The 18,719-nt window shown below is 65.8% G+C and carries 14 protein-coding genes; 7 read left to right on the top strand and 7 right to left on the bottom strand.

Annotated elements, in window-relative coordinates:
- Nucleotides 1–11: 11 nt before the first annotated feature.
- The 5 genes from Q0C42_RS12110 to Q0C42_RS12090 form a co-directional block, all read right to left on the bottom strand.
- On the bottom strand, nt 12–911 hold the full coding sequence (locus tag Q0C42_RS12110) for an NAD(P)-dependent oxidoreductase (protein ID WP_295075878.1): 900 nt from the start codon (nt 909–911) through the stop codon (nt 12–14).
- 30 nt (nt 912–941) lie between these two features.
- A complete protein-coding gene (locus Q0C42_RS12105) occupies nt 942–2,495 on the bottom strand; it encodes a trimethylamine methyltransferase family protein (RefSeq protein ID WP_295076312.1) in 1,554 nt (517 codons plus the stop codon).
- A 5-nt stretch (nt 2,496–2,500) separates the two neighbouring features.
- A complete protein-coding gene (locus tag Q0C42_RS12100; protein WP_295075875.1) occupies nt 2,501–3,331 on the bottom strand; it encodes an oxaloacetate decarboxylase in 831 nt (276 codons plus the stop codon).
- Nucleotides 3,328–5,766 (bottom strand): FAD-dependent oxidoreductase, encoded by a 2,439-nt coding sequence (locus Q0C42_RS12095; protein WP_295075872.1) that lies wholly within the window; start codon nt 5,764–5,766, stop codon nt 3,328–3,330. Before Q0C42_RS12095 ends, Q0C42_RS12100 begins: the two co-directional genes overlap by 4 nt.
- A gap of 73 nt (nt 5,767–5,839) precedes the next feature.
- Nucleotides 5,840–8,266: an FAD-dependent oxidoreductase gene (locus Q0C42_RS12090; protein WP_295075869.1), complete on the bottom strand. Its 2,427-nt coding sequence runs from the start codon at nt 8,264–8,266 to the stop codon at nt 5,840–5,842.
- Nucleotides 8,267–8,435: 169 nt separating this feature from the next.
- Here Q0C42_RS12090 and Q0C42_RS12085 point away from each other — a divergent pair, with 169 nt between their 5' ends.
- The 4 genes from Q0C42_RS12085 to Q0C42_RS12070 all read left to right on the top strand — a co-directional run bounded on the left by Q0C42_RS12085 (nt 8,436) and on the right by Q0C42_RS12070 (nt 12,015).
- Nucleotides 8,436–9,281, top strand: a complete 846-nt coding sequence (locus Q0C42_RS12085) for a LysR family transcriptional regulator (protein ID WP_295075866.1) — start codon at nt 8,436–8,438, stop codon at nt 9,279–9,281.
- Between the two features lie 100 nt (nt 9,282–9,381).
- Nucleotides 9,382–10,527, top strand: coding sequence for a dTDP-4-amino-4,6-dideoxygalactose transaminase (gene rffA, locus Q0C42_RS12080; protein WP_295075863.1), 1,146 nt, complete (start codon nt 9,382–9,384; stop codon nt 10,525–10,527).
- Nucleotides 10,528–10,570: 43 nt separating this feature from the next.
- Nucleotides 10,571–11,113, top strand: coding sequence for a DapH/DapD/GlmU-related protein (locus Q0C42_RS12075; protein ID WP_295075861.1), 543 nt, complete (start codon nt 10,571–10,573; stop codon nt 11,111–11,113).
- Nucleotides 11,110–12,015, top strand: a complete 906-nt coding sequence (locus Q0C42_RS12070) for a hypothetical protein (RefSeq protein ID WP_295075858.1) — start codon at nt 11,110–11,112, stop codon at nt 12,013–12,015. The genes Q0C42_RS12075 and Q0C42_RS12070 overlap by 4 nt, the downstream gene beginning before the upstream one ends.
- Nucleotides 12,016–12,041: 26 nt before the next feature.
- Here the strand turns inward: Q0C42_RS12070 and Q0C42_RS12065 are convergent, their stop codons facing one another.
- Nucleotides 12,042–12,725, bottom strand: a complete 684-nt coding sequence (locus Q0C42_RS12065) for a GntR family transcriptional regulator (RefSeq protein ID WP_295075855.1) — start codon at nt 12,723–12,725, stop codon at nt 12,042–12,044.
- Nucleotides 12,722–14,065, bottom strand: a complete 1,344-nt coding sequence (locus Q0C42_RS12060; RefSeq protein ID WP_295075852.1) for a formimidoylglutamate deiminase — start codon at nt 14,063–14,065, stop codon at nt 12,722–12,724. The genes Q0C42_RS12065 and Q0C42_RS12060 overlap by 4 nt, the downstream gene beginning before the upstream one ends.
- 67 nt (nt 14,066–14,132) lie before the next feature.
- On the opposite strand from Q0C42_RS12060, the gene hutI reads away from it, so the two are divergent.
- The 3 genes from hutI to hutU all read left to right on the top strand — a co-directional run bounded on the left by hutI (nt 14,133) and on the right by hutU (nt 18,624).
- Nucleotides 14,133–15,338 (top strand): imidazolonepropionase, encoded by a 1,206-nt coding sequence (hutI, locus tag Q0C42_RS12055; protein ID WP_295075849.1) that lies wholly within the window; start codon nt 14,133–14,135, stop codon nt 15,336–15,338.
- Nucleotides 15,331–16,857 carry a histidine ammonia-lyase gene (hutH, locus tag Q0C42_RS12050; protein WP_295075846.1) on the top strand — a complete coding sequence of 509 codons (1,527 nt, stop codon included), beginning with the start codon at nt 15,331–15,333 and terminating at the stop codon, nt 16,855–16,857. The genes hutI and hutH overlap by 8 nt, the downstream gene beginning before the upstream one ends.
- 81 nt (nt 16,858–16,938) lie before the next feature.
- The gene (gene hutU / locus Q0C42_RS12045) at nt 16,939–18,624 is read left to right on the top strand and encodes a urocanate hydratase (RefSeq protein WP_295075843.1); all 1,686 of its coding nucleotides are present in this window, start codon (nt 16,939–16,941) and stop codon (nt 18,622–18,624) included.
- Nucleotides 18,625–18,719: the final 95 nt, after the last annotated feature.

Below are 18,719 nucleotides of genomic sequence, written 5' to 3'. Positions count from 1 at the left end.
CCCTCAAGCCATCATTCCAGCCGCGCCGGGAAGCCGTCGGCCCGCAGGTCGGTGCCAAGCAGATCCTCCAGCAGCTTCGCAATCATCGGGGACTGCGCCTCGCCACCATAGGCCGCCTTGGCCGCGATGTAGGTCTGGTTGGTCATCGATGCGAGGTCCAGCGGCACCCCGAACTCCTTGCCGAACCCCAATGCGAACCCCAGGTCCTTCAGCGCGAGGTCGATGTTGAAGGCGATGTCATAGGACCCGTTCAGGATAAGCGCGCCTTCGGTTTCATGCACGAAACTGTTTCCAGAACTGGCTGCAATCGCGTGCCATGCCTGCCCCAGGTCCAGCCCGCCGCGCTTGGCAAGCATCAGCGCCTCGGAGGTCGCCTTCAGGTGGATGAAGGCCAGCATGTTGGTGATGACCTTGATGATCGAGGACGACCCCAAGGGACCCATGTGGAAGATCCGGTCGCCCATCGCCTGCATCGCCTTGTAGTGCAGGTCGTAAAGGTTGCGGTCCCCGCCCGCCAGCATGGTGATCTTGCCCTGGTAGGCCAGATGCACGCCACCCGTGACGGGCAGTTCCATCATCTGGACGCCTCCTGCTTCTGCCACGGCGGCCAGTTTCAGCACTTCGTCGCGGCCAAGGGTCGACATTTCCACCCAGGACGCAGCCGGCTTCATGTGCGGCAGGATGTTCCGCAACACGCGCTCTGACACCGCAGGGGATGGCAGGCAGGTGATGACATGATCCACCGACGCCGCCAGGTCTTCGGCGCTGGTGGCCAAGACCGCACCTTGGGCAACCAGAGGTTCGGCGAGGTTGCGGTTCAGATCGAAGACCGTGACCTTGAAGCCGTCCTTCACCAGACAGCCCGCACAGGCCGCACCAAGGTTGCCAAGGCCGATGTACCCGTAGTGCATTTTGTCCCTCTTTCCCGTACTTTGGCGGGATCAGTTGAAGTAGATGTTGTACCGCTTGCGGATCGCTGCGTCGATTTCCGCGTCAACCCGACACCCGGCCTTCGCAAGGATCATGTTCTTCCGGGCGATGGCGGTATCCAGAAGCAAAGGCTTCCCGGCCTCGTTCCATTCCTTGGGCGACATGCGGTTGCCGACGTTGGGGTAGATGTATTCGGTCTGCATCAGTTTCAGCGTCTGGTCCGAGCCAAGGTAATGACCCGGCCCGCCAAGGCAGACCTCCTTCATCGCCTGGATGCTGGTGGAATCGGGCGTGACATCAATCCCGCGGACCAGCCGCATCGTCTGGCCCAGCAGGTCATCCCCCAGCACAAGGGATTCCAGGCAGAACCCCAGAAGCGAGGCGTGCATCCCGACCGCCTCGTAGCACATGTTCAGGCCCGCAAGACCGGCAAGGGCGTTGGTGATCCCCTGCTCCCAACCGGCCTGCATGTCGGGAAGTTTGGAGTCGGAGATGCCCGAGGCCGCCCCGCCCGGCAGGTCGTAGAAGCGGTGCATCTGGGCGCAACCGGCGGTCAGAAGGGCCTGTTCCGCGCTACCTCCGGACATCGCACCCGTTCTCAGATCGGAAACAAAAGGCCAGGTTCCGAAGATCGCGGGCGCACCGGGTTTGATCGCGTTGACGTAGACGACGCCCGCCAGGCATTCGGCGACAGCCTGCACGATGGTCAGCGCGATCGGCGCCGGTGAGGTCGCCCCAGCCTGCCCTGCGGACAAAAGCAGCATCGGCATTCCACGGCGGATGCAATCTTCCATCGTGATGCAGCTTTCTTCCGCAAACTTCATGGGCGGCACGACGAAGCAATTGGAATTGCTGACGAAGGGCCGTTCCAGCCACTTCTCCTCGCCGCCCGCAACCATGTGCAGCATGTCGAAGCAATCGGCGACGTGCGACGGGTCGGAAATCGAGGTGCCGACGTGCTTCACCGTCCCGGCAAGGCTGCCGTACAGGGTGTTGAGGTCCATCTCCTTGTTGTCGACGACGTCGCGGCAGACCATCGTGCGCTGGTAGAAGTGGATGTTGTCCAGGTTGTCGACCAGGCGAGCCGCATCATACAGGTCCTGCGCGGTGGATTCCCGGTATTCATGGGTCACCGGATCGACGATGTGCACCGCCGCCCCTGCCGTGCCGTAATGCACGTTGGTGCCGCTCAGGTGCAGGTCGTACTTCGGGTCGCGGGCATGCAGCGTTATGTTGCGCGCGGCGATGGCCAGCATGTCCTCGACCAGCGCGCGGGGAAAGCGGATGCGTCCGTCATCGCCCAGGATCGCGCCCGCCTCGGTCAGAAGCTTCACGCCCGAGGGCGGGGCTTGCGAAAGGCCGATCTGCTCCAATGCGTCCAGCGCCGCGGCGTGGATCTGCTGGACTCCGACCTCGGTCAGGGGTTTGTACTGGCCGCCCGGCAGGCCCGGCCGGACAGGCTTCACGTCGTCGGCAAGCGGGGCGGAGCGCAGGGCGACGCGGGCGGTACGGCCGCCGGAGCGGCGGTTGCGGGCGGGTTCGCAGGTCTCGCCGATGTCGGGCATGTCGGTCATTGGGCTGATCCCTTGAGGAGGAGTGCATCGATCTCGTCGCCGCTGGCGGTGTGGGCCAGCGGGGCGAAGGAGCCGTCGGCAAGCATGGCCGTGGTGGCGTCGCGAATGGCGGCGTGGGTCAGGCGCGCGATCTGGCTGCCGGTGGAGATGCGGCGCACCCCCATTGTCGCCAGTTCCGCAACGGTCATGGTCTTCAGCGGCCCTGCTGCCAGGGCGTTCACCGGCTTGGAGACCGATCCAAGGATCCGGGCCAGTTCGGCTTTTCCGGGTGGCACGGGACAGTAAAGCAGGTCCGCGCCCGCCGTCTCGAAAGCTTGCAGGCGGCGGATGGCTTCCGTCAGATCATAGGTGCCATGCATGACACCATCGGCGCGGGCGCAGAAGATGAAGGGGCGGTTCAGCGCACGGGCCGCCGCAGCACCCGCACGGATGCGTTCCACCGCAAGATCGAAGCCGTAGGGCGCATTGCCGGGGACCATTGTGGTGTCTTCGACGCTGATGCCGGAAAGGCCGATCTCGGCAGCAAGTCGGACCGTCTCGGCCACGTCTTCAGCCGTGTCGCCGAACCCGTTCTCGAAGTCGCCCGATACCGGAAGATCGGTCGCGGCAATCAGGTCCTCGGCGTGGGCAAGGGCCTCGTCCCGGGTCACACCGCCAAGGTCGGGGCGGCCCAGGGTGAAAGCGTGGGCCGCAGAACTGGTGGCGAGCGCCTTGGCGCCGAGCGCCGCCATCATCCTTGCGCTGCCCCGGTCCCAGGGGTTCGGGATGACGAAGCAGCCGGACTGGTGCAGGTCGTGGAACGCCTGGTGGCGCTTGGCCAGCGTCATGCGCGCACCCGTTCGCTGACGGGGTCGTACATCGGAGCAAGCGAGGCGATGGCGGCGTGGCGCTGGCCAGCGACCTCAATCTCGTAGGTCGAGGACAAAAGGTCGCCGTCCGTCTGACCTTTGGCCGGGACATAGCCGAGACCCACCGCACCACCCAGGAAGTGACCATAGTTGCCCGAAGTGACCGGACCGACGATTTTCCCATCGCGGACAATGGCTTCGTTGTGGAACAGCAGTGGTTCCGGGTCCTTGAGGCGGAACTGGAGCATCTTGCGGCCCAGCCCTTCCTCTTCGCGCCGCAGCACCGCGTCGCGGCCCGCAAAAGCCGGTTTCTTGCGGCTGACGGTGAAGCCGAGGCCCGCTTCCAGCACGTGATCTTCATCGGTGATGTCGTGGCCCCAGTGGCGATAGGCCTTCTCGATCCGGCAGCTGTCCAGCGTGTGCAGGCCGCAGAGTTTCAGGTCCGGGACCGCCTCCATCAGGCTTTCAAACACATGGGCGGTCTGGTCGGTCGGTATATACAGCTCCCATCCCAGTTCACCCACATAGGTGACGCGGTGCGCTCGGGCCAAGCCCATGCCGATCTCGATTTCTTTTGCCTGCCCAAAGGGATGCGCAGTGTTGCTGAAGTCATTCGGCGAAACCTTCGCCAGCACCTCTCGCGCCAGCGGCCCCATCAGGCACAACACCGACTCCGCCGCAGTAACATCGGTGATGACCGCGAAGTCGTCACCGACATGGGCGCGCATCCAAGCAAGGTTGCGCTGCAGCGTCGCGCCAGGGACAACAGCCAGATAGGCGGTTTCACTGAGGCGCGTCACGGTAAGGTCTGCCTCGATCCCCCCGCTGGCATTGAGGAACATGGTGTAGACGATCCGCCCCACCGGGACATCCATCTGGGCCGACGAAATCCGGTTCAGGAAGGCGCAGGCGTCACGACCTTCGATCCGGATCTTGCCGAACGAGGTCATGTCGAACAGACCCGCCGCTTCGCGCACCGCCATATGCTCGGCGCGCTGGTTGTCGAACCAGTTCTGCCGCTTCCAGGAGTAGCGGTACTCCCGCTCCTGCCCCGCATTGGCAAACCAGTTCGCGCGTTCCCAACCCGCGACCTCGCCGAACACCGCCCCGCGCGCTTTCAGATGCTCGTGGATCGGTGACCGCCGCACCCCGCGCGAGGTGACCACCTGACGGTAGGGGAAGTGGTCGGCGTACAGAAGCCCCAGCGTCTCGGTCACCCGCTCTTGCAGATAACGCCGGTTCTTCTGGAACGGCTGGGCGCGGCGGATGTCGACTTCCCACAGGTCAAAGGGCGGCTCGCCTTCGGTGATCCAGTGCGCCAGCGCCTGACCCGCGCCGCCGGACGACACGATTCCGATGGAATTGTATCCGGCCGCGATCCAATAGCCCCGCACCTCGGGCGCCTCACCAAGGTAGTAGCGGTCGTCGGGGGTGAAGGACTCGGGTCCGTTGAAGAAGGTGTGAATGCCCGCGGTCTGAAACAGCGGCATCCGGTTCATCGCGTGTTCCAGGATGGGCATGAAGTGATCCCAATCCTCGGGCAGCGTGTCGAACTCGAAGTCCTTGCGGATGCCATCCATGCCCCAGGGCTTGGCCTTGGGCTCGAAGGCGCCCAGCATCATCTTGCCGGCGTCCTGCTTGTAGTAGGCACATTCATCCGGCACCCGCAGGACCGGCAAATCCTTAAGGCCGTCAACGGGTTCGGTGACGAGGTAGAAGTGTTCACACGCGTGCAGGGGCAGGGTTACCCCGTTCTGCGCCGCAAGGTCACGGCCCCACATGCCACCGCAATTGACGATCACGTCGGCCTCGATATGCCCCGGTCCCTCGGAGGTCTCATAGTCGACGCCCGTCACGCGGCCCCCGGCAGTCGTGACCTTCGTCACCAGCGCGCCCTCGAAGATCTTAGCCCCCCGCATCCGCGCGCCCTTGGCCAACGCCATCGCGATATTGGCCGGGTCGCACTGGCCGTCCAGCGGCAAGGCCACAGCACCGACGACTCCGTCGATGTTAAGATGCTGATAGCGCGCCTTCACCTCGGACGGCGAAATCTCGTGCACCTCGACATCGAAAATCCGCGCCACGGTGGCCTGCCGCAGCAATTCCTCATGCCGCTCCGCCGTCAAAGCGACGGAAATCGACCCGACCTGCTTCATCCCCGTGGCAACCCCGGTCTCCGCCTCGAGCCCGCGGTACAGATCGGCGGAATACTTCGCCAACCGCGTCATGTTCGCCGACCCGCGCAACTGCCCGATCAGCCCGGCCGCGTGCCAGGTGGTTCCGGAGGTCAGCTTCCGGCGCTCCAGCAGCACCACATCGGTCCAGCCCGCCTTGGCCAGATGATAGGCCACTGAACAGCCCGAGACCCCGCCCCCGATCACCACCGCCCGCGCTTTCACCGGAATCTCAGCCATCACTCAGGTCTTTCATCTTTGCAAAAATATCCCACGGGGGTCCGGGGGTGTGAAACCCCCGGTCCGCCGGATGTCACGCGCGTATGCGCTCGTTCTTCGCGTCCCAGGCCGGACCGTCGGGCAGCACCACGGCCTTCACCCGGTCGCCGAAGATTTCCACCTCGACCTCGGTTCCCGCCACCGCAAGCTCCGCGCGCAACATGCCCAGCGCCATCGAATGCCCGACCCGGTAACCCCAGGCAGCCGAGGTCGTCTCGCCTACCACCTGCCCGTCGTGCCAAAGCGTCGACATATAGGGCGCGTCACACTCTTGCGCGTCCACCTTCAGCGAAACGAAGCGCTTCTTCACTCCGCGCTGCTTCTCCGCCGCCAGCGTCGCCTTGCCCGGGAAGTCATGGCCCCAGTCGATGAACCGCTCCAACCCGCCCTCCAGCAGCGAATAGTCCGTGGAAAGATCGCCTTTCCAGGCCCGGTAGCCCTTCTCGATGCGCAGGGCGTTCAGGGCCTTCATCCCGAAGGGCGTCGCGCCCTGCGCGAGCAGGGCGTCATAGATCGCCGGAGCATCCTCGCGGTCACAGTGGATTTCCCAGCCAAGTTCCCCCGCAAAGGAAACCCGAACCAGAGCCACGTCACGGCCCGCGACCTTGGCTGCGAACTGGACCGAGAGCCAGGGCAGCGTCAGGTCAGCTTCGGCGATCCCTGCCAGCAGGTCGCGCGACTTGGGGCCGGTGACGATGAAGCAGTGGATCCTGTCCGACCAGTCTTCCAGCACCACCCCTTCGGGCAAACCCTTGCGCAGAAGGTCGGCGTCATGACTTTGCGCGACGGCGGCGGTGATGACGCCCACGTCGTCGTCGCTGGCCGGGATGCAGGTCATCTCGGTCACGATCCGGCCCCGGTCGTCCGCGAAGTAGATCAGCCCCATCCGCCCCGGCTGTGGCAGCTTCGACGCGGTCAGCGAGGCCAGATGCGCCCGTGCGCCCGGCCCAACCAGCCGCAGCCGGGTGAAGCCCGGCAGGTCCAGGACCCCGATCCCATCGCGCACCGCTTCGCATTCCGCCTTGATCCGGACCTGCCAGGGACCGGCACGGCCCCAGGTCTGCGTCGCCTCCCAGCCGGTATCGTCGCCGGGTGCCGCAAACCACTCCGCCCGCTCCCAGCCGTTGTAGGGCGAGAACTGTGCGCCCAGCGCCTTCAGCTTGTCATGGACCGGGGAAAGCCGACGATCCCCACCCGCAGGCCAGCGCGCCATCGGGAAATGCATGCCGTATTCGTGGCCGTAGACTTCCTTGCCCTTGGCGACGAGGTAATCGTGATCCTCCCACCCGGTGAAGCGCCGCGGGTCACAGGACCACATGTCCCATTCGGTGCCACCTTCTGTCACCCATTCCGCCAGCACCTTGCCCGCACCACCCGCCTGGCAGATGCCGAAGGTGAAGACGCAGGCCTCGAAGGCATTCGGGACCCCCGGCATCGGGCCGATGAGGGGGTTTCCGTCAGGGGTATAGGGGATCGGGCCGTTGATCACCTTGGTCAGGTTCGCCTGCGCCAGAAGCGGCACCCGCGCCATCGCGTCGTTGATATGGAACTCCAGCCGCTCCAGATCGTCGGGGAAAAGCTGGAAGCTGAAATCCTCGGGCATCGGATCGTCCGGCGTCGCCCAATGCGCGCGGCAGGGGTTCTCATAGGGGCCGAGGTTGAAGCCCATCTTCTCTTGCCGCAGGTAGTAGGAGCTGTCGACATCCCGCAACAGCGGCAGCTTGTGGCCGGTCTCCTTCGTCCAGGCTTCCAGCTCGGGGATGGTGTCGAACAGCATGTACTGATGGCTCATCACCATCATCGGGACCCGGCGTCCGAACATGGCACCAACCTGTGCGGCATAGTAGCCGCCCGCGTTCACCACGTATTCGCAGCGCACCGTTCCCTTCGGCGTGGTCAGCACCCATTCTTTGCCGGTCCACTCCGCCGCCGTGACCGGACAGAACCGCTCCACCCGCGCACCCAGCTTCCGTGCACCCGTGGCCAGCGCCTGTGTCAACTGCGCGGGGTCGATGTCGCCATCATAGGGGTCGTACAGGGCCCCGGCCAGGTCATGCGTCTCGAGGAACGGATAGCGCGAGGTGATCTCGTCTGGCGTCAGGATATCCAGGTCCATGCCCTGATACCGGCCCATGCCGACGACGCGCTTGAACTCCTGCAGCCGCTCCTTCGAGTGTCCCAGCCGCACCGATCCCGTCACATGGTAGTTCATCGGATAGCCGACCGCCTCGCCCAGCCCGCGGTAAAGCGAGGCCGAATAGCGCTGCATGTTCATGATCGACCAACTGGCCGAAAATGTCGGCACGTTCCCCGCCGCATGCCAGGTCGACCCCGCCGTCAGCTCGTTCTTTTCCAGGAGAAGACAGTCTGTCCACCCCGCCTTCGCCAGGTGATACAAGGCCGAGGCCCCGACGGCCCCACCGCCGATGATAACCACCCGCGCCTGCGCAAATTCAGCCATGACCGCCCCCCAGAATTGCACTCACTATCAGCCGACGGGCGCAGGCTTTCAATTCGGCCGGACGTGCGCTATTGATCGATAAACCCGATCACAGCCCATTCTCTTTCCGCCAATATCCTCCGGTGGTCCGGGGGTGGAAAACCCCAAGGGCCAGCCATGAGGTGCCACGATGCAGATCGATCTCCTCGACACCTTCCTCGACCTTACCGAGACCCGCAGCTTTCACCGCACCGCGGACCGGCTGCGGATCACCCAATCCACCGTCTCCGCACGCGTGTCTGCTCTGGAGCAAGCGGTCGGCCAGCGCCTCTTCGACCGCTCGCGCGCCGGGACCGATCTTACGCCCGAAGGCAAACGCTTCGAGCCCCACGCCCGCGCCCTTCGCCACGAATGGAACGAGGCCAAGCGCCGCATCCAGATCCCCCAAGGGGCCGCGCAACTCCTCCGCCTTGGCATCCAGAACGACCTTGCCGCCGTCTACCTCGGCGACTGGGTGGCCGAGTTCCGTGCGGCCTTTCCCCAGACCGCCTTCTACATCGAGCCCGACTATTCCAACCAGATGTGCGCCGACCTTCTGACCGGCATCCTGGACTTCGCGGTGATGTTCAGCCCCAAGCCGCATCCCGACCTGCATTTCGACAGCGTCGGAGACGTGACCTACCGCATGATCTCCACCGATACCCCGCACCTTGCCGAGGTTCGGCCCGACCGCTTTGTCTTCGCCCACTTCTCCCCCGCTTTCGAGGAGATGCACCGCCAGCTTACCCCTGACCTCGCGACCTCTCCGGTGTCCGTCGGGCAGTCGGGGTCCGTCGTCTCGCTTTTGAATGCGATGGGGGGTTCGGGCTACGTGCTGGAGAAGACCGCTGATGAGCTTATCGCCGGGGGACGCTTCATGGCGGTGGCAGATGCACCCGATCTTCGCCAGCCCGTCTTTGCCGCGCTGCACATCCGCCACCGCACGCTGCCGCTGCACCGCAAGCTGACGCTACTGGTTGCCCGGCATTTCGGCTGACTGATGCGGATGCCGTTCGTACAACCATTGGTTCTTGACCCAGCCTGCTCTACTGGTGAGAAGGAGGGGATGCCGTTCCTGAAAGGCAAGGCCCGCCCCGATGCTGAATATCCCCTTTAACCGCCCGTCGATCCTGGGCCGCGAGCTTGCCAATGTGCAGGCGGCAGTCGATCTGGGCCAACTTTCGGGCGACGGGACCTTCACTAAAGCGTGCAATCAGCGCATCGCCGAGATGACTGGGGCGAACGCTGCGTTACTGACCCATTCCTGCACCGCCGCGCTGGAGATGGCGGCCCTCCTGTGCGACCTCGCGCCGGGGGATGAGGTGATCATGCCCTCCTTCACCTTCGTGTCGACGGCTAATGCGGTGGCGCTGCGCGGGGCGGTGCCGGTCTTTGTGGACATCGATCCCGAGACGCTGAACATCGATCCCGAGGCTGCCGCCCGTGCCGTCACCTCTCGTACGAAAGCGATTTTCGCGGTCCATTACGCGGGCTTTCCGGCGGCGATGGACCGGCTTGCGGAAACCGCGCGTGATCATGGGCTGATGCTAGTCGAGGATGCGGCGCAAGCACTTGGCTCGACCCTTAACGGACGCGCTGCGGGATCGCTTGGGGACATGGCGGCCTTCAGCTTTCACGAAACCAAGAACATCATCAGCGGCGAGGGCGGCGCGCTGACGCTTATGCGCTCCGATCTGATCGAACGCGCCGAGATCATCCGCGAGAAGGGCACAAACCGGTCACGTTTTCTGCGGGGTCAGGTGGACAAGTACACCTGGGTCGATCTCGGCTCATCCATGCTGCCGGGAGAGCTGATTGCAGCATTCCTGGCAGGCCAGCTGGACATGGCCGAGGCGATCCGCGCCCGCCGGTTGGCGATCTATGACCGCTATTGTGCGGGTTTTGCCGATCTCGAAGATGTGGACCGCGTTCGGATGCCACATGTCCCGCAAGGGGTATCGGGCAACGGACACATGTTCTACCTTCTGCTGCGTGATATCGAGGACCGCGACGCCTTCATCGCCCATATGCGCGCCGGGGGGGTTGTCACACCGTTCCACTATGTACCGCTGCATTCCGCCCCCGCGGGACTGCGCTATGGTCGGGCAGATGGCCCGCTGCCGGTGACCGATGATACTTCGGCCCGCTTGGCTCGGCTGCCGATGTTCTGGGCGCTGGAGGATGACGGGGTCGACGAGATTATAGCGCTGGCGCGGGACTACCTGTTCGTCAGGCAGAATTAGCGAGGGCGCGTTGGCCTATCTGACCCAAGACGCATTGAAAAAAATGGACTTCGCCAGTCTGGGCAAGAATGTCCGCATCTCGGACAAGGCGGCGATCTATGGCGCCGATCAGATGCGGATTGGTGACCACAGCAGGATTGACGATTTCTGCGTCGTCTCGGGCCTTGTCGAGATCGGGCGCAACGTACATGTCGGGCCCTTCTGCCTTGTCGCGGGTGGCACTCCCGGCATAAGGTTGGAGGACTTTTCGGGCCTTGCCTACCGTGTCACGGTTTTCGCCCAGTCGGACGATTACTCGGGGGCCACGATGACCAACCCCACCGTCCCCGCCTGGTTCAAGCAAGAAATGCGCCTGCCAGTGCGCGTCGGTCGGCATGTGATCGTCGGCACGGGCGCGATCATCGCGCCGGGGGTGGAGCTAGGCGACGGGTCTGCCGTCGGGGCGGGGTCGCTGGTGCTGAAATCCTGCCTGCCCTGGTCGATCTTGGCAGGGATGCCCGCGCGGAAGATCAAGGAACGGCGTCAGGATCTGTTGCAACTTGAAGCCACCTATCTGACCGGCGACGGATCGGGCGGTCAGGAATGACGCCGCGCTATCTGATCGTCGCCCCGCCCTACAGTCCCGATAGCGGCGGGTCGATCTTCCTGCACGAACTTGCGCGCGCGCTGAACAGCCTCGGGGCACCAGCCGCTCTTTGGCCGATCACGCGCCGTCCAAGCGGGGACTGGCCTGGGCGCCTGCATGACGTCCTGCGTCGCCCTTCGCTGCTTTGGAGACCTCGGGCCTTCGTGATGGCGCCTGGGTCCGACGTGCCTGTCGCGGCGCGCCATGACCTTACGCCGGACAGCATTGTGGCCTACCCCGAGATCGTCCTGGGAAATCCGCTGCGAGCGCGAAACGTGGTGCGCTGGCTTTTGTACCGACCAGGCTTGCGCGATCCGTTCCAGTTTGGTCCGGACGAGATGTTCTTTCGTGCCGGAGAGATGTCTGACCTGCCCGAGCTTACCGGAGGAGCGCCCGACCTGTTCCTGTGGAAGATCAACCCAGTATACCAGAAAGAAGGCCGCAAAGACCGCACGGGGGCTTGCTTTCTGGTTCGCAAAGGTTCGGACAAGCCGCGTATTCCCGAGACGGCCGATGCGGTGCAGATCGACGGGCTTTCACATGAAGACATCGCCGCGCATTTCAACCGCTGTGAGGTGTTCTATTCCTACGACGAGGCAAGCTTTTACTCGCAGTACGCCGCGATCTGCGGCTGCCGCAGCGTGGTGGTGCCCGGCCTTTATTCGTCACGCGAGGCGTGGGTGAAGGAACATCCCGTGGCCAGATTCGGGGTAGCCTATGGCTTGCAGGACCTCGCCCATGCCGACGCGACGCGCCATATGGTCATCGACCTATTGCGCGCAAAGGAAGCGGCAGGGCTTGAGACGGTGCGCCGGTTCATCGCCCTAACGGAGGCCCGGTTTACGCATCGGCGGGGCAGCTGACGCATCAGGGATGCGGGTGCCCAGCCTTAGAACAGCATATGCACGCGATGCCCCGGCGCATGGGCAAGGCGGACCCAGGTCACTGCCCCCGCGATCCCGTGGGTCGTGCGTTCCGCCACCAGAAGCGGCGTCCCCGGGGTCAGCCCCATGACCTTCCCCTCGCGCGGACCGGCGGGTTCGGCGGTGAAGGCGATGTCACCAGAGACCAGGCTGACATGCGTGACCAGCCATTCGTTGGCGCTGATCGCGGCGAAATCCGGCAGGGGCGAGGGCAGGACTTCGGGGTTCAGCCAGCGTGTTTCCAGCACATAGGGCCGGCCCCCGGCCAGGTGGAGGGTTTCAAGATAGCGCATCGGACTCCCCTCGGGCAGGCCCAGCCGGGCGGTCACCGGGACCGGGGCCGGGGCAAGCCGGTCCTCCAGAAGCTTGAAGTCGTAGGCAAGGCCGCGGGCGACAACGTCCAGCCGGATCACCGGGATCTCCAGCCTGGCCCGTCTGACCGGCAGCTCTGCCACCCGTGTCCCGGCCCGCTTCTTTCGCTCGATCACCCCCGCCTCGGCCAGCGTGGTCAGCGCCCGGTTCACCGTGGCGCGGGCCACGCCGAATTCTTCGGCCAAAGCCTCCTCGCCGGGGATCAGCGCGCCCGGCGGCCAGTCGCGGGCGCGGATGCGGCGCAGAACCTCGGCGCGAATGTCCTCCCAGCCGTTCACAGCGCGTCCCGCAACCGGCGCATCGTGGCGCGAAAGCCGGTCTGGACCGCGTCGCGGGCGACATGCCGGCCCTCCTTCACGATGTGACGCCCGGCGGACCACAGGTCGGAGACAAGTCCGTCCCGCCCGGCAAAGATGAAGGCATCCAGAAGCTGGTCGCCCTGCAACCCCTCCAGCCGCAGATCGTTGGTATCCAGCGCCAGCAGGTCCGCCCATTCGCCGACCGCGATCCTGCCTCGCCCCCGCCCTGAAGCCTGGGCACCGCCCTGCGAAGCGCCGTCCCACAACAGCCGCCCGGTCGATCGGTGATCCGCCATCACCGCCCGCGCCTTGCCATTCAGCCGTTGCGAATACTCCAGAAGCCGTAGCTCCTCGGCCAGCGAGATGCGCACGTTGCTGTCCGTCCCGACGCCGAACACCCCCTGTGACGCCAGCCAGCCCGGCGCGTCGAAGATCCCGTCCCCCAGGTTTGCCTCGGTGATCGGACACAGTCCCGCGACAGCCCCGGTTCGCGCCAAGGCCGCCGTTTCGGCAGGCGTCATCTGGGTCGCGTGGATCATGCACCAGCGCGCATCGAGGCCCAGGTTTGCAATCGCCCATTCGACCGGACGCGCTCCCCAGGCGGCCCGGACCTCGGCCACTTCCGCCATTTGTTCGGCGATGTGGATATGCACCGGTCCATCCGGCACAAGGTCCGCCACCCGGGCCAGCGTGTCCCGGCTGACCGCCCGCAAGCTGTGCGGCGCAACCCCCAGCACCGCGTCCGGCGTCCCCGCCAGCGCCCGTCCCGCCCCCTCCAGCACCGCAGCATAGACCTTTGGCGAAGCTCCAAAGCGCAACTGTCCGCCCGCCAGCGCACGGCCATCGACCCCGCCCTGTTCATAGATCACCGGCAGAAGCGTCAGGCCCAACCCGGTCGCCGAGGCCGCCGCAACGATCCGACCCGACATCTCGGCCGGATCGGCATAGGTGCCGCCCCCGACCGGGTGGTGCAGGTAATGGAATTCGCAGACCGCCGCGAACCCGGCCTCGGCCATCTCGACCATGGCCTGCGCGGCGATTGCCTGCACATCCTCGGGCGAAAGGCGGTCCAGGAAGCGGTACATCAGAGCACGCCAGGTCCAGAAGCTGTCCTGTCCGGCCGTGCGCCCCTCGGTCAGCCCGGCCATCGCCCGCTGGAAGGTGTGGGAGTGCAGGTTGACCGGAGCGGGCAAGAGGCAACCATGTCCGCGCCCTTCCACACCCGTGGTGACTTCGGCGATCCGGCCCCCATCCACGCGGATGCGAACGTTCTTCACCCAGCCTTCCGGCAGCAAGGCAGTGGCGGCGTGAAGGATCATGGCGACTCGCTTGACTTGGGATTATGTCTAGACATATTAGCCAATAGACCACGCATAAGGCAAGCCGATGCTCCTGACCCACGCCACTCTTGCGACGATGGACACCCGGTCGGGAACCGACGGCTACGGCCTGATCCCGGACGCCGCCCTGGCCCTGGACGGCGAGCGGATCGTCTGGGCCGGGCCGATGGCGGACCTGCCCACCGCCTATCACGCATTTCCCGCAGAGGACGTTCAGGGCCGCCTCGTCACGCCGGGCCTGATCGACTGCCACACCCACGCCGTCTTCGCCGGACATCGCGCCGTGGAGTTCGAACTGCGCCTCAACGGGGCAAGCTACGAAGAGATTGCCCGCGCTGGAGGCGGCATCCTGTCGACCGTCTCGGCCACCCGCGCGGCGTCCGAGAATCAGCTTCTGGCCAAGACCCTGCCCCGCGTCGACCAGTTGATCGCCAGCGGTGCCACCACCATCGAGGTGAAATCCGGCTACGGACTAACCGTCGAGGATGAGTTAAAGATGCTCCGCGTGGCGCGGCGGATCGGACAGCAGCGCCCGGTGACAGTCGTCACCACGCATCTTGCGGCCCATGCCGTTCCGCCCGAATACAAAGGCCGTGCAAGGGACTACATCGCCGACGTGGCCCTTCCCTCGCTGCGTGCCGCCCATGCCGAGGGTCTGGTAGATGCCGTCGACGCCTTCTGCGAGACCATCGCCTTTTCGGTGGACGACCTCGCACCCCTATTCGCCGAGGCCCGCGCGCTTGGCCTGCCGGTGAAACTGCACGCCGAGCAGTTGACCGATCAGGGCGGCACGGCCTTCGCGGCCAGCCATGGGGCGCTGTCGGCGGATCATCTGGAGTACCTCTCCCCCGACGGCATCGCCGCAATGGCCCGGGCCGGGACCGTGGCGGTGATCCTTCCCGGCGCCTTCTACACCCTGCGCGAGACGCAAACCCCCCCGATCGCAGCCCTCCGCGCAGCCGGCGTGCCGATGGCGGTGGCGACCGACCTCAACCCGGGCTCCTCGCCGCTTGCCTCGCTGACCCTGGCGATGAACATGGCCTGCACGCTGTTCCGCCTCACGCCGCAAGAGGCGCTTCTGGGTACCACCGTCCATGCGGCGCGTGCCCTGGGTCTGTCCGACCGCGGCCGCATCGCACCGGGTCTGCGCGCCGACCTCTGCGTCTGGGACGCCGACCACCCGGCGGAACTGGCCTACCGCATCGGCGCCACCCCGCTTCACACCCGCATTTTCGGAGGCCGCCTTGCTTGAAACCCTGATCCCCGGCCAGGTGACCCTCGCCCAGCTTGAGCGAATCTTCCGCCAGCAACGTCCCGCCCGGCTTGACGACAGCGCGCGCCCCGGGATTGAACGTGCCGCCAGCCACATCGCGGCAGCAGCGCGGGGAACCGCGGCGGTCTACGGCGTGAATACCGGTTTCGGCAAGCTTGCATCAGTGAAGATCGCCCCGGAAGATACCGAAACCCTGCAGAAAAACCTCATTCTCAGCCATTGCTGCGGCGTCGGCGCTCCGATGCCGGAAGACGTGGGGCGGTTGATGATGGTGCTGAAACTCCTGTCGCTGGGTCGCGGTGCCTCCGGAGTGCGGCTGGAGGTCGTCGGTCTGATCGAGGCGATGCTGGCCCAGGGCGTTACCCCGATCATTCCCGACCAGGGGTCCGTCGGGGCCTCGGGCGACCTCGCACCCCTTGCGCACATGACCGCCGTGATGATCGGCCACGGCGAGGCCATGGTGGACGGGAAGGTGAAATCTGGCGCGGAAGCCCTTGCGATGAAAGAGCTTTCTCCCATCACCCTGGGCGCGAAAGAGGGTCTTGCCCTCATCAACGGCACCCAGTTCTCCACCGCTTATGCTCTCGCCGGTCTTTTTCAAGGCTGGCGCGCAGCACAGGAGGCGCTCGTGATCTCCGCGCTGTCCACCGACGCGATCATGGGCTCCACTGCACCCTTGGAGGCAGAGATCCACGCCCTGCGCGGCCAGCCCGGCCAGATCGATGCCGCGGCGGCCATGCGGGCCCTGCTGGCAGGGTCGGAAATCCGCGAAAGCCACCGCGAGGGCGACACCCGCGTGCAGGACCCCTACTGCATCCGCTGCCAGCCGCAGGTGACGGGTGCCGCGATGGACGTCCTCCGCATGGCCGCCCGCACGCTGGAGATCGAGGCGAACGCCGCCACCGACAATCCCTTGGTACTGTCGGACGGCCAGATCGTCAGCGGTGGCAACTTCCACGCCGAACCCGTTGGTTTTGCAGCCGATATGATCGCGATGGCCCTCGCCGAGATTGGCGCGATTGCCCAACGCCGGGTGGCGCTGATGGTGGACCCGACGCTGTCCTTCGACCTGCCCGCCTTCCTCACGCCAAAGCCCGGCCTCAACTCCGGCCTGATGATCGCCGAGGTGACGACGGCTGCCCTGATGAGCGAGAACAAGCACCTCGCCCATCCCACGGTGATCGACTCGACGCCCACCAGCGCCAACCAGGAAGACCACGTCAGCATGGCCGCCCACGGCGCGCGCCGCTTGCGGCGGATGGTGAAGAACCTGAACGTCATCCTGGGGGTCGAAGCGATGTGCGCGGCCCAAGGCGTGGAGTTCCGGGCGCCGCTGAAAACCTCCGCCCCGCTGCAGGCGGCCATCAAGGCCTTCCGCGTCGAAGTCCCCGCCCTCGGCGATGACCGCTACCTCGCCCCCGATCTCGCCCGCGCCGCCGCCCTCGTGGCCGCAGGCTCCTTCTCCCATGCCACTGGCACCCCCCTTCCTATGCTCTGATTTCATCTGTCCAACAAATATCCTCTGGGGGTCCGGGGGGCGAAGCGCCCCCGGGGTCTCCACCCGCCAAGGAGCCAAACCATGACGAACCCCCGCCACAACCGGCGCGACATCTATCCCCCGACCGGCCCGGAAAAGACCGCCAAGACCTGGGGCGGCGAAGCGGCGATGCGGATGCTGATGAACAACCTGCATCCCGACGTGGCGGAGAACCCGCACGAACTGGTCGTCTACGGCGGCATTGGCCGCGCCGCGCGCACCTGGGAGGATTTCGACCGCATCGTCGCGGGCCTGAAGGACCTCGAGGCGGATGAAACCCTGGTCGTCCAGTCCGGCAAGCCCATCGCCATCGTACGTACCCACACAGACGCGCCGCGGGTTCTGATTGCCAACTCCAACCTCGTGCCGCACTGGGCGACCTGGGCGCATTTCAACGAATTGGACCGGAAAGGCCTGATGATGTACGGCCAGATGACCGCGGGGTCATGGATCTACATTGGCACCCAAGGGATCGTGCAGGGGACCTACGAGACCTTCGCGGAAGCCGGGCGGCAGCACTATGGCGGCGACCTCACCGGGAAGTGGATCCTGACCGGCGGCCTTGGCGGGATGGGGGGCGCGCAGCCTCTGGCCGCGGTGATGGCCGGGGCTTGCTGCCTGGCGGTCGAGGTGGACGAGACCCGCATCGATTTCCGCCTGCGCACCCGCTACGTCGACGCGAAGGCGCGGACGCTGGACGAGGCGCTGGCGATGATCGCCGACTGGACCTCGCGCAGTGAGGCGAAGTCGGTCGGCCTTCTGGGCAACGCGGCCGAGGTCTTCCCGGAACTCCTCGCCCGGATGAAGGCGGGCGGGGTGCGGCCGGATATCGTGACTGACCAGACCAGCGCCCATGATCCGCTGCACGGCTACTGCCCGCTGGGCTGGACCGTGGGCGAGTGGCGGGCCAGGCAGGAGACGGACCCGGCAGCGGTCGAGGCCGCCGCACGGCATTCCATGCGCGCCCATGTCGAGGCAATGGTGGGCTTCTGGAACGCCGGGGTCCCGACCCTGGACTACGGCAACAACATCCGCCAGGTCGCGAAGGAGGAGGGGTTGGAGAACGCCTTCGCCTTCCCCGGTTTCGTCCCGGCCTACATCCGCCCCCTCTTCTGCAAGGGGATCGGCCCCTTCCGCTGGGTGGCCCTGTCGGGCGATCCGGAAGATATCCGCAAGACCGACGCGGCGATGAAAAGGTTGTTCCCCGAGAACGCCCACCTCCACCGCTGGCTGGACATGGCGGGCGACCGGATCGCGTTCCAGGGTCTTCCGGCCCGCATCTGCTGGATCGGCCTCGGCGACCGGCACCGGGCGGGGTTGATGTTCAACGAGATGGTCGCGAGCGGGGAGTTGAAGGCGCCCATCGTGATCGGGCGGGACCATCTGGACAGCGGGTCGGTGGCGTCCCCGAACCGGGAGACCGAGGCGATGCGCGACGGATCGGACGCGGTCAGCGACTGGCCCTTGCTGAACGCGCTGGTCAACACCGCCTCGGGGGCGACCTGGGTTTCCATCCACCACGGTGGCGGGGTCGGGATGGGGTTCAGCCAGCACGCCGGCGTCGTCATTCTGGCGGACGGCACGCCCGAGGCGGCGCGGCGGCTGGAGCGGGTCTTGTGGAACGACCCGGCCTCGGGGGTCTGGCGGCACGCGGATGCGGGGTATGAGACGGCCATCGACTGCGCGAAGGAGCACGGGTTGCGATTGCCCGGGATTCTGGGGAACTGATCCGGCGGGAGGCTGCCCACGCGGGACGGCCCCGTCCAGTCAACGTTTTCAACAGGTTGAGCGCGGGTCTTCAGGTTGCGTTTACCATGCCAAGG

Origin of the sequence: Tabrizicola sp., from assembly GCF_022842145.1 — a bacterium.
GTDB lineage: Bacteria > Pseudomonadota > Alphaproteobacteria > Rhodobacterales > Rhodobacteraceae > Tabrizicola.
Note: the sequence above shows the minus strand (reverse complement) of the source record. Positions and strands in the feature narration are given on the sequence as shown.

Bases quoted from the DNA above. Each gene is read 5' to 3' on its own strand.
- Q0C42_RS12075 (WP_295075861.1), top strand. From the start codon at position 10,571: ATGGACTTCGCCAGTCTGGGCAAGAATGTCCGCATCTCGGACAAGGCG.
- Q0C42_RS12095 (WP_295075872.1), bottom strand. From the start codon at position 5,766: ATGGCTGAGATTCCGGTGAAAGCGCGGGCGGTGGTGATCGGGGGCGGG.
- hutU (WP_295075843.1), top strand. From the start codon at position 16,939: ATGACGAACCCCCGCCACAACCGGCGCGACATCTATCCCCCGACCGGC.
- rffA (WP_295075863.1), top strand. From the start codon at position 9,382: ATGCTGAATATCCCCTTTAACCGCCCGTCGATCCTGGGCCGCGAGCTT.
- Q0C42_RS12105 (WP_295076312.1), bottom strand. From the start codon at position 2,495: ATGCCCGACATCGGCGAGACCTGCGAACCCGCCCGCAACCGCCGCTCC.
- hutI (WP_295075849.1), top strand. From the start codon at position 14,133: ATGCTCCTGACCCACGCCACTCTTGCGACGATGGACACCCGGTCGGGA.
- Q0C42_RS12085 (WP_295075866.1), top strand. From the start codon at position 8,436: ATGCAGATCGATCTCCTCGACACCTTCCTCGACCTTACCGAGACCCGC.
- Q0C42_RS12110 (WP_295075878.1), bottom strand. From the start codon at position 911: ATGCACTACGGGTACATCGGCCTTGGCAACCTTGGTGCGGCCTGTGCG.
- Q0C42_RS12090 (WP_295075869.1), bottom strand. From the start codon at position 8,266: ATGGCTGAATTTGCGCAGGCGCGGGTGGTTATCATCGGCGGTGGGGCC.
- Q0C42_RS12060 (WP_295075852.1), bottom strand. From the start codon at position 14,065: ATGATCCTTCACGCCGCCACTGCCTTGCTGCCGGAAGGCTGGGTGAAG.
- Q0C42_RS12100 (WP_295075875.1), bottom strand. From the start codon at position 3,331: ATGACGCTGGCCAAGCGCCACCAGGCGTTCCACGACCTGCACCAGTCC.
- Q0C42_RS12070 (WP_295075858.1), top strand. From the start codon at position 11,110: ATGACGCCGCGCTATCTGATCGTCGCCCCGCCCTACAGTCCCGATAGC.